This window comes from Burkholderia sp. AU4i, assembly GCF_000466765.1.
GTDB classification, from domain to species: Bacteria; Pseudomonadota; Gammaproteobacteria; order Burkholderiales; family Burkholderiaceae; genus Burkholderia; species Burkholderia cepacia.
Window position 1 is genome coordinate 1 of record NZ_ASSI01000178.1, and the last position, 10,688, is coordinate 10,688.

A 10,688-nucleotide genomic window follows, 5' to 3' on the forward strand; every position below is an offset into this window, starting at 1 on the left:
GGCGAGCGTCGTCGCGCCGCCCGGCGTCACGGTGGACACGATCACGAACAGCATCAGCGGCAGGTAGTCTCGGAACGGCACGGCAGCTCCCGGTTGGCGTCGTCGAAGCCCTGTTTTACGCGCGATCCCGCCATTACGACAGCGAAAGCTTTTTATGCCTGTCATTAGCGCCCATAATGCGTCGCATGGCACGTCATCTCGACCTCGCGCTGCTGCGCGCCTTCGTCACGGTCGCCGATCATCGCAGCATGACGGCGGCCAGCCGCGCGCTGCACCTGACGCAAGGCGCGATCAGCCAGCAGGTTGCACGGCTCGAAACGCTGGCCGGCCCGCTGTTCGTCCGCGAGCACCGCAACCTGCTGCTCACGGCGGACGGTGAGCGGCTGCTCGAGCAGGCGCGCCGGCTGCTCGCCGTGCACGATGCGCTGCTGGCCGACATGACGGCCGGCGCGGTCGACGGCACCGTGCGCCTCGGCGCGCCGCAGGATCTCGTCGGCACCTGTCTCGCGCCGATCCTGAAGAGTTATGCGCAGGCGCATCCGCAGGTCGCGCTCACGCTCGTGTGCGAGGCGTCGCCGGAGCTGCACCGGGGGCTCGCGCAGGGCGAACTCGACGTCGCGCTGATCGAGGCGCCGGTCGGGCCGTCACGCGGCGAGTGCATCGCCGTCGACCGCCTGGTCTGGGTCGGTGCGAAAGGCGGCACCGCGTACCGGAACACGCCGCTGCCCGTATCGATGGTCGCGCCGACCTGCGCGTTCCGCCCGACGGTGCTCGACGCGCTGCGCGGCTGCGATCGCGCGTGGCGCACCGTGTTCGAGAACGGCAGCATCGACGCCACCACCGCGACCGTGCGCTCCGACCTCGCCGTGACCGCGTGGCTCGCGTCGACCGTGCCGGCCGACCTCGACATCCTGCCGGCCGGCAGCGGCCTGCCCGCGCTGCCGAACTTCGCGATCAACCTTCATCTGCCGCGCGGCCAGCACACGCCGGCCGCGACGGAACTCGCGCGCCACCTGCGCAACGGCTTCGCGCGCTTGCGTGCGGCCGCATAGGCCCGACGCTACACGGTGCCCGGCTCCTGCGGCGCCGGCGTCGTGCCGGCGGCCTCGAGCGCCTGGTGCAGCGTCGGGAAGATGCACGACGCGCCGACGATCTCCGTGATCCGGTGGCGATCCATGTCCGCGCGCAGGTAGCGGTTGACACGCCCGAACAGCACGCCGATCCCGCGCGCGTGCAGCATCCTGACGAGATCGGTCAGCGTGCGCGCGGCCGAATAATCGATGTCGGTGACGGCCCCCGCATCGACGACGAACCAGCGCGCCGGCACCGGCGCCGCATCGACGAGCTCGGTCACTTCGGCGGCGAACAGGTGATCGTTCGCGAAAAACAGGTCGGAGCCGAACCGGTAGACGATCAGCCCCGGCGCCGTCATCGCCCCCCGCCGCGTGGGCACCGGCTGCCACCTTCCGTTCCCTTCGACCGGTTCGAGCACCATCGTGTGCGGCTGGTAGCTGTGGCGCACGTGCCGCATCAGCGACAGCGCGACGGCCAGCAGGATGCCGTGCTCGACACCGACCGTCACGACGGCCACGGCCGTGACCAGCGCAAGCGTGAACTCGCCGGGGCTTTCCTTGCGGATCGCGGCGAGGCTGCGCACGTTGATCAACCCGAGCGCGATCGTGAACACGATGCCGGCCAGCACCGCATGCGGCAGATACTGCAGGTAGGTGCTGAAGAACAGCAGCACGACGGCGACGACCGCCGCAAACGCGAGATGCCCGATCTGGCTGCGCACGCCCGCGCCGTCGGCCATCGCCGTCTGCGTCGGGCTGCCGTTGACGACGAACGCGCCGCCCACCGCCGCCGCGGCGTTCGCGGCCGCGAGGCTGAGGATGTCGGCATTGGTATCGACGTCCTCCCGATACTGCTGCGCGAACACGCGCGCGGCGGCCGCGCTCTGCGCAATGATCATCACGAAACACGACGCGGCGACCGGCACGAGATCGAGGAACTGCTGCCACGTGACGGACGGCCAGCGCAACGGCGGCAACCCGCCCGCGACCGGCCCGAGCACCGCGATGCCGTGCGCGGCGAATCCGAACATGCTGCTCGCCGCGATGCTGCCCGCGACCGCGATCATCGGCATCGGCACGCGCGGCAGGAACCGCTTGCCGGCGAGAATCGCGACGACGACGAGCGCCGCGAGCGCGAACGTCGGCCGGTTCGTGTGGACGAGATGCGTGACGACGTAGTCGAGCTGCGCGAGGCTGCGCGACGCCGGGTACGGTACGGCCAGCCCGAGCATGTCGCCGAGCATCGCGATCGACACCTGCACGCCGACGCCGGCGAGAAAACCGACCAGCACCGTGCGCGACAGGAAATCGGCGAGAAAACCGAGCTTGAAGATGCGCGCGAGCAGCAGCATCGCGGCGGTCAGCAGCGCGACCATGCCGGCCAGCGCCACGTATTCGGCGCTGCCGGCCGACGCCATCGACGACAGCCGGCTCGCGAAGATCGTCGCGGTCGCGGAATCGGCGGCCACCACCAGATGCCGCGACGCGCCGAAGATCGCGAACGCGACGAGCGGCAGGAACACCGTGTAGAGGCCCGTGACGGCAGGCATGCCGGCGATGCGCGCATAGCCGAGCACCTGCGGGATGTCCATCGACGCGAGCGAAATGCCCGCGAGAATGTCGCGGACGGCCCCGCCACGGCGGACCGGGAGGATGCCTTTCAGCAGCCGCACGCCTGACGAGCGGCTTTCGTTGGAATCTTGCATGCGTGAAGTGCGTGAATACGGGGTGACGTGGTTCGCGAAGTCGTTCGCGCATCGTGCCCCTGGCAGGCATCGCATGGCAAGTGCGCGAAAACGGCACGTGTCGCTCACCGTCGACGCAGGGCCCGCGCACCACGGCGGACGGCACGTCGACAACCCTGCGACGCCCGCATGATTGCATGGATCGCCGTGCACGCGCATTGAAGCGCACAGGCCCGCCGCAGCGGCGTCGCGCCGATTCCGGACGAACCGGCGGCGCATCCTGCAACCCGCGCGCGCACCGGCTTGCGGTGACGCGCTTTCGTCATCCGCCGTCACCCGATTGCAGAGGAGACCTGCGCAATGGTGAGCCGATCCGGGAGCCGCGCGCCGCGCATTCACGGCGACGTGCCTGGAACCCGATGGCACAATCACGGTCCCTTTCATGTGCCCTTCACCGGGCGCGCGTCGCGTCGCGGCGCCGATTCAACGCACGAGAAGGCCCCTGTTTGCCCCTATGACCCTGAACGAATCCTGGTTTGAGCCGCTCGTCGGCATCCTCATCCTGCTCGCCGCCGCCGGCGCGATCACCGCCGTCGTCCATTTCCTGCTGTTCCGCGTGGTCGCGCGGCTTGCGCGGCTTTCCGCCACGCGCGTCGACGACGCGCTGTTCGAGTTCGGCGCATTCAAGTGGCTGAACCGCATCGTCCCGTTCGTCGTGATCAAGCTCGGGCTCGGCGCGGTGCCCGGCATTCCCGATACGGCCGCGCAGGTCGCCGACAAGGTGCTGTTCGCGCTGATCGTGTTCCTCGTGACGATGACCGTGAGCGCGACGCTTTCGGCGCTCGAACACGCGCATCGCACGTACCAGCGCGACCAGCCGCGCCTGTCGCTGAAAGGCGCGATGCAGCTCGTCAAGCTCGTGATGTTCATCACGGCCGCGCTCGTCGTGATCGGCGACGCAACCGGCAAGCAGATCGGCCTGCTGCTGTCCGGCATCGGTGCGATGTCGGCGGTGCTGATGCTGATCTTCAAGGACACGCTGCTCGGCCTCGTCGCCGGCGTGCAGCTGTCTTCGAACGACATGCTGCGGATCGGCGACTGGATCACGATGCCGTCGGCCGGCGCGGACGGCACGGTCATCGACATCACGCTGAATACCGTCAAGGTCGCGAACTTCGATCACACGATCATCACGGTGCCCACGTGGAAACTGATCACCGAGAGCTACCAGAACTGGCGCGGGATGACCGAGGCAGGCGGGCGCCGCATCAAGCGCGCGCTGTTCGTCGACGCGACGAGCGTGCGTTTTCTGTCGAACGACGAGATCGAACGGCTCGAACGCCTGACGCTGCTGAAGGACTATCTCGAGGACAAGGTCGACGCGATCGAGCAATGGAACGGCACGCTCGGCGCGGCCGGCGACTGCCCGGCGAACCGCCGCCAGCTGACGAATCTCGGCACGTTTCGCGCGTATGTCGCGAACTACCTGAAGGGCCATCCGCGCATCCGCCGCGACATGACCTGCATGGCGCGGCAACTGCCGCTCACGGCCGAAGGCATTCCGCTCGAACTGTACTGCTTCACCGACACGACGACCTGGGTCGACTATGAAGCCATCCAGTCCGACCTGTTCGATCACCTGATCGCGGTGCTGCCGGAATTCGGGCTGCGCGTGTACCAGCACCCGTCGGGTTTCGACATGCGGCAGATGGCCGGCGCCGGGCAAGCCGTGCAAGCCGGGCTGCAGGCGCCGCACGCGGGATGACGCGCGACACGGCGGCCGGTCATCGGCCGCCTGCCGCCGGGCATGGCGGCGCTCACCGCGCCGCGCACTCCGACGCGAGCCGCCCGAGCACCTTCAGCGCATCCTCGATCTGCCGCGACCACGGATAGCTGTAGTTGAGCCGGATGAAATGCCGGTAATCGGTGCCGGCCGAGAACATGTGCCCGGGCCCGACCGTGATCCGCTCCGCGAGGGCCAGCGCATACAGCTTCATCGCGTCGACCTGCTTCGGCAGCTCGACCCACAGCACATACCCGCCCTGCGGCTGCGACAGCCGCGTACCCTCCGGGAAGAAGCGCCGCACCATCGCGCTCATCAGGCTCGCCTGCTGCGCATACAGCTTGCGCATGCGCCGCAGGTGAAAGTCGTAGCCGTCGTGTTTCAGGTACTCGGCGATCGCGAGCTGCTCGATCGCGGGCGTCGCGAGCGTGTTCAGGAATTTCAGCTTCTCGACCTGGTCGCGGTAGCGGCCCGGCATCGCCCAGCCGATCCGGTAGCGCGGCGACAGGCTCTTCGTGAACGACGCGCAATGCAGCACGAGCCCGTCGCGGTCGAACGACTTCAGTGCGCTCGGTGTCGTGTCGCCGAAGTGCAGCTCGTGATAGACGTCGCTCTCGATCGCCGGCACGTCGTGCTTCGCCAGCAGCTCGACGAGCGCGCGCTTGCGCGCGTCGGGCATCTGGAAGCCGAGCGGATTCTGGAAATTCGGCATCACCATGCACGCGGCGATGCGCTCGCGTTCGAGGATGCGTTCGAGCGCGTCGAGATCGATGCCGTCACCCGGGTGCGTCGCGACTTCCAGCGCACGCATGCCCATCCGCTCGATCGCGTGCAGCATCGCGTAGAACGTCGGCGACTCCACCGCGATCGTGTCGCCCGGCCGCGCGACGGCCTGCAGGCACAGGTTGATCGCCTCGGTCGCGCCGATCGTCACCACGATCTCGCCGGGTTCGACCGCGATCCCGCGCTCCGCGTAACGCCGCGCGATCTGGCGGATCAGCTCCTGGTTGCCGGGCGGCAGATCGTCGATCACGCCCCAGCGGGTGCGGCGGCGGCCGATCGTCTGCGCATAACGCGCGAGACGCTGCACCGGAAACTGCGACGCATCGGGATACGGCGAGCCGAGCGGCACCGCGTCGTCGCGCGCGATCGAACGCAGCGTCGACAGCACGAGCCGGCTCACGTCCACGGCCGACGGTTCCGCGGCCGGCGCCGACATGTGCAGTTCGGCCTCGGCGGGCACCGACGCGCGCGCACGGACGAAGTAGCCCGATTGCGGCCGGCTCTCGATCAGGCCGCGGCTTTCCAGCACGAGGTACGCACGCAGCACGGTCGTGACGCTGAGCTGCTGCTGCCGGCTCGCCTGCCGCACCGACGGAATCCGCTCGCCGGGCCGGTATACGCCACGCTCGATCTGCGCCTGGAGATCGTCGGCCAGTTGTTCGTAACGCTTCACGCGCCTCCCTTTCAACTTCCCTTCAACAACACAGTTGCGATCCGCACTGCCTGAATGGCCGAAACTGTACTCTTTTTTGAAGCGAACAGGTGTACACACAGCCGGATGGGGCCCGCGCGTACTCTGCGGCCATCGACCCCGACACCCGTTGCATCATGAAAAAGAAATCCGCTACCGCGCGCATCGAACCGTACACCCACCCGGCCGCCGGCTGGGGGGCGCTGAAGGCCGTCACGATCAACCTGATCAAGGAAAAGGTCGCCGGCGGCAACTACCGCACGCTGCTGCGCCAGAACCAGCCGGACGGCTTCGACTGCCCGGGCTGCGCATGGCCCGACCGCCAGCACGCGTCGACGTTCGAATTCTGCGAAAACGGCGTGAAGGCCGTGGCCGCCGAAGCGACCAGCAAGCGCGTGACGCCTGAATTCTTCGCCGCGCACACGGTCACCGAGCTGCTCGAACAGACGGACTTCGAACTCGAGCAGCACGGCCGGCTCACCGACCCGATGGTGTACGACGCGCAGACCGACCGCTACGTGCCGATCGCGTGGGACGATGCGTTCGAACTGATCGCGCGCCACCTGCGCGCGCTGCCCGATCCGAACCAGGCCGCGTTCTACACGTCCGGGCGCGCGAGCAACGAAGCAGCGTTCCTGTACCAGCTGCTCGTGCGGCTGTACGGCACGAACAACTTTCCCGACTGCTCGAACATGTGCCACGAGGCGACGAGCCGCGGGCTGCCGCCGTCGGTCGGCGTCGGCAAGGGCACCGTCACGCTCGACGATTTCGAGCACGCCGACACGCTGCTGATCTTCGGCCAGAACCCGGCCACCAACCACCCGCGGATGATGGGCGAGCTGCGCGAATGCGCGAAGCGCGGCGCGACGATCGTGTCGATCAACCCGCTCAAGGAGCGCGGCCTCGAACGTTTCGCCGATCCGCAAAGCCCGATCGAGATGCTGACGATGTCGGGCATGAAGATCGCATCGACGTTCATCCAGCCGACGATCGGCGGTGACTTCGCGCTGATCAAGGGGATGGCGAAGCGCGTGCTCGAACTCGACGACGCCGCGCGCGCCGCCGGTGCGCCGCGCGTGCTCGACACCGCGTTCATCGGCGAGCACACGGCCGGCTTCGACGCGTTTGCCGACGATCTTCGCAACGAAAGCTGGTCCGCGCTGACCGCCGAAAGCGGCGTGCCGTACGAACAGATCGACAGCCTCGCGCAGCTCTATGCACGCAGCGAACGCGTGATCGCGACGTGGGGAATGGGCATCACGCAGCACAAGCATTCGGTCGCGACCGTGCAGATGCTGACGAACCTGATGCTGATGCGCGGCAACATCGGCCGCCCCGGCGCCGGCCTGTGCCCGGTGCGCGGCCACTCGAACGTGCAGGGCAACCGCACGGTCGGGATCGAGGAAAAGCCGTCGCAGGCGTTCCTCGACCGGCTCGGCCACGTGTTCGATTTCGAACCGCCGCGCCACCACGGCTACGACGTCGTCGAGACGATCGAAGGCATGCTCGAAGGCCACGTGAAGGTGCTGATCGGCCTCGGCGGCAACTTCGCGATGGCGACGCCCGACACACCGCGCACGTGGGAGGGCATGCGCCGCTGCGATCTTTCCGTGCACATCACGACGAAGCTGAACCGCAGCCACCTGATCCACGGCCGCGACGCGCTGATCCTGCCGACGCTCGGCCGCACCGAGATCGACCTGCAGGACAACGTCGCGCAAGGCGTGACGGTCGAGGATTCGATGAGCATGGTCCACGTGTCGTACGGGATGAACAAGCCGGCCTCGCCGAACCTGATGTCGGAGCCCGCGATCGTCGCGCACATCGGCCATGCGCTGTTCGGCAGCGGCAAGGTCGACTGGCTCGCCTACAAGGACGATTACGCGAAGATTCGCGACGCGATCGAGGCCACGCTCGACGGCTTCTACGACTACAACACGCGCATCGCGCGGCCGGGCGGCTTCCACCTGCGCGTCGCGTCGCGCGACCGCGAATGGCTCACGCCGACGGGCAAGGCGAACTTCATCGCGCACCCGCTGCCCGCCGACACGCCGATCCAGCGCGCCCGCGCGCTGCACGGCGAACGCCTGATGACGCTGATGACGACGCGCTCGCACGACCAGTACAACACGACCGTCTACGGGCTCGACGACCGTTATCGCGGCGTGTTCGGCCAGCGCCGCGTGGTGTTCGCCAACCGCGACGATCTCGCGATGCTCGGCCTGAAGGCCGGCGAATGGGTCGACATGGAAACCGTGTGGCACGACGGCATCGAGCGGCGCGCGGACGGTTTCCTGCTCGTCGAATACGACATCCCGCGCGGCTGCATCGGCGCGTACTACCCGGAAACCAACCCGCTGGTGCCGCTCGACAGCGTCGGCGACGTGTGCAACACGCCGACGTCGAAGTCGGTACCCGTGCTGCTGCATCGCGCGGCCGCGCCGGCAGCGATCGCCGCCTGACGGAGCACGGCGATGATCGTTCGTCCGCGCGAGCACTGGCTGCGGATGCTGCTCGTCTGGAACGGGTCGGTGCTGCCGACCATCCTGCCGCAACTCGTGCTGACGCTCGCGATCAGCGTCGTCGCGGTGTGGGGCGGCGGCCGCGTGCTCGGCGAGAAAGTGCCGCTGAACCCGACGCCGTTCACGCTGATCGGCCTCACGCTCGCGATCTTCGCGGGGTTTCGCAACAATGCGAGCTACGAACGCTACCGCGAGGGCCGTCAGCTGTGGGGCGGCGTGCTGACCGCCACGCGCACGCTGGTGTCGCAGGCGCTCTGCTACGGCGCGATCGACGATGACGACGCGTCACGGCAGGCGTTCGTGCGCAAGGTCGTCGCGTTCGTCTATGCGCTGAAGCATCAACTGCGCGGCACCGATCCGTCGGCCGACCTGCGCACGCTGCTCGACGGCGCCACTTGTACGCGCATCGCCGCCGCCCGGTATGCGCCGGTCGCGATCGTTCACGAACTGCGCGAAGCATTCGCCGCGCGCGCCGACGCCGGGCATCTCGCCGATACGCGACTGTGGATGCTCGACGCACGCCTCGACGATCTCGTCGCGATGGTGAGCGGCTGCGAGCGTATCGCGTCGACGCCGATCCCGTTCTCGTACGACGTGCTGCTGCACCGGACGATCTATGCGTACTGCGTGCTGCTGCCGTTCGGCCTCGTCGATTCGATCGGCGCGGCCACGCCGTTCGTCTCCGTGTTCGTCGCCTATACGCTGATCGCGCTCGACGCGATCGCGCATGCGATCGCCGAACCGTTCGGCGACGGGCCGAACCATCTCGCGCTCGATGCAATGACGCGGACGATCGAGCGCACGCTGCTCGAACTGAACCGCGAGCCGCTACCGGCGGAAGTGACGCCCGGCAAGGCCTATCGCCTCAGTTGACGCGCGGGCCGCCGCTCGCGCGTCCCTCCGCCCGTCCGCCCTCCGCCTCTCCGCCTCTCCGCCTCTCCGCCTCTCCGCCTCTCCGCCTCTCCGCCTCTCCGTCCCTCCGTCCCTCCGTCCCTCCGCCTCTCAGTCCCTCAGTCCCTCAATCCCGGCGGCCGCGCAGGAAGCGGTCATGCACGGCCGCCGTTTCCGCGATCGTCCGCAGCAGCACGATACCGCGCAGCAGCGCGCGCCCGTCGTCGCTGTCAACCTCGGTCACGCGCCGCAACAGCACGCGGGCCGCCGCGCCGCAAGCCCGCCCGAGCCCGGCGAAATCCGCGCGCCCGACCCGCCCCCGCACCAACGCGACCGCACGGCGTGCCGCCGGCTCGCGCGCGGCCAGTTCGGCCAGCGCCAACAGGCTGTCGCCGATCGTCCAGGCCGCGAGCAAATCGCGCAGGTCGCGCTCGATGAGGGTGGCCGGCAGACGGCCCGCGAAGCCGAGCTCGCGCCCGAGACGGTCGGCCGTGCGGCTCAGCCACGCGCTCGCCGGCCACGCCCGCGGATTGCGTGCGATGCGGGCGAGGTCGCCGCGCACCGCGCTATGCAGGCGCCGCCGGCTCGCGCCGGGATCGCCGGGGAACACGAGCGCGAACACCATCGCGCCGAACGCGATGCCGAGCAGCGTGGCGAGCGCCGAATTGAGAAAGGCGGCGTCGCCGATGCGCGCCGTGTTGTCCGGCGACGTGAAATTCCAGAAGAAGATCGAGAAGCCGCTGCCGATGCCGGCCGCACGCGGATGGCGCATTGCGATGCCCGCGCCGATCGTGAACACGCCGAGGATGTACGCGAGCATCTCGAAGCCCGACACCGCCGGCAGCAGCACGAAGTTGCAGAGGGCGCCCGCGACCGCCGCGCAGGCGGCGCCTTTCAGGAAGCCGACGGTGGCGCCCACCGAGTTCGGGCGCGTCGAGAACAGCGCGCAGACCACCCCCGTGATCGCGACGAACCCGGCGCCCGACGGCCACGCCGTCACGATCCAGAACGCCGCGGCGACCAGCACCGCGATGAACGCGCGCATCCCGTTGTGCCACGCGAGCACCGGATCGTGGTGGAACGCATAACGCACCCGCGACGCCGGCGGATTCGGCAGGTCCAGCTGCGCGTTGCCCGCAAAGGCGGCGTCGAACCCGGCAAGCAGCGCCGCCAGCCGGTCAAGCGTGAGCAGGCGCGACGGGTCCGGGCCGGCCGGCTCCGCGGCCTCGGCGCGCACCGCGTCGTCCACGCGCGCCCGCA

7 protein-coding genes and 1 pseudogene are annotated in these 10,688 nt (G+C 69.0%); 4 read left to right on the forward strand and 4 right to left on the reverse strand.

What is annotated here, in order from left to right:
* Positions 1-165 (reverse strand): annotated as a pseudogene (locus tag L810_RS49665) (LysE family translocator); the annotation flags it as partial.
* Between the two features lie 11 nt (positions 166-176).
* On the opposite strand from L810_RS49665, the gene L810_RS33375 reads away from it, so the two are divergent.
* On the forward strand, positions 177-1,052 hold the full coding sequence (locus tag L810_RS33375) for a LysR substrate-binding domain-containing protein (protein WP_042977187.1): 876 nt from the start codon (positions 177-179) through the stop codon (positions 1,050-1,052).
* A gap of 8 nt (positions 1,053-1,060) precedes the next feature.
* Here L810_RS33375 and L810_RS33380 read toward each other — a convergent pair whose 3' ends face one another.
* Entirely contained in the window at positions 1,061-2,779 is a 1,719-nt protein-coding gene (locus L810_RS33380; protein WP_021162632.1) for a SulP family inorganic anion transporter, read from the reverse strand.
* Positions 2,780-3,272: 493 nt separating this feature from the next.
* On the opposite strand from L810_RS33380, the gene L810_RS33385 reads away from it, so the two are divergent.
* Positions 3,273-4,523, forward strand: coding sequence for a mechanosensitive ion channel family protein (locus L810_RS33385; protein WP_021162634.1), 1,251 nt, complete (start codon positions 3,273-3,275; stop codon positions 4,521-4,523).
* Positions 4,524-4,575: 52 nt separating this feature from the next.
* Here the strand turns inward: L810_RS33385 and L810_RS33390 are convergent, their stop codons facing one another.
* On the reverse strand, positions 4,576-5,997 hold the full coding sequence (locus L810_RS33390; RefSeq protein WP_021162635.1) for an aminotransferase-like domain-containing protein: 1,422 nt from the start codon (positions 5,995-5,997) through the stop codon (positions 4,576-4,578).
* A 155-nt stretch (positions 5,998-6,152) separates the two neighbouring features.
* On the opposite strand from L810_RS33390, the gene L810_RS33395 reads away from it, so the two are divergent.
* Both L810_RS33395 and L810_RS33400 read left to right on the forward strand, forming a co-directional pair.
* Complete coding sequence (locus L810_RS33395; protein ID WP_021162637.1) at positions 6,153-8,477, forward strand: FdhF/YdeP family oxidoreductase; 2,325 nt, start codon at positions 6,153-6,155, stop codon at positions 8,475-8,477.
* Between the two features lie 12 nt (positions 8,478-8,489).
* On the forward strand, positions 8,490-9,410 hold the full coding sequence (locus tag L810_RS33400) for a bestrophin family protein (RefSeq protein ID WP_021162638.1): 921 nt from the start codon (positions 8,490-8,492) through the stop codon (positions 9,408-9,410).
* 145 nt (positions 9,411-9,555) lie between these two features.
* Here the strand turns inward: L810_RS33400 and L810_RS33405 are convergent.
* A partial coding sequence (locus L810_RS33405; RefSeq protein ID WP_042977189.1) for an FUSC family protein occupies positions 9,556-10,688 on the reverse strand: 1,133 nt, incomplete at its 5' end.

Coding starts and splice junctions, on each gene's coding strand:
- L810_RS33380 (WP_021162632.1), bottom strand. CDS start 2,779: ATGCAAGATTCCAACGAAAGCCGCTCGTCAGGCGTGCGGCTGCTGAAA.
- L810_RS33385 (WP_021162634.1), top strand. CDS start 3,273: ATGACCCTGAACGAATCCTGGTTTGAGCCGCTCGTCGGCATCCTCATC.
- L810_RS33400 (WP_021162638.1), top strand. CDS start 8,490: ATGATCGTTCGTCCGCGCGAGCACTGGCTGCGGATGCTGCTCGTCTGG.
- L810_RS33375 (WP_042977187.1), top strand. CDS start 177: ATGCGTCGCATGGCACGTCATCTCGACCTCGCGCTGCTGCGCGCCTTC.
- L810_RS33395 (WP_021162637.1), top strand. CDS start 6,153: ATGAAAAAGAAATCCGCTACCGCGCGCATCGAACCGTACACCCACCCG.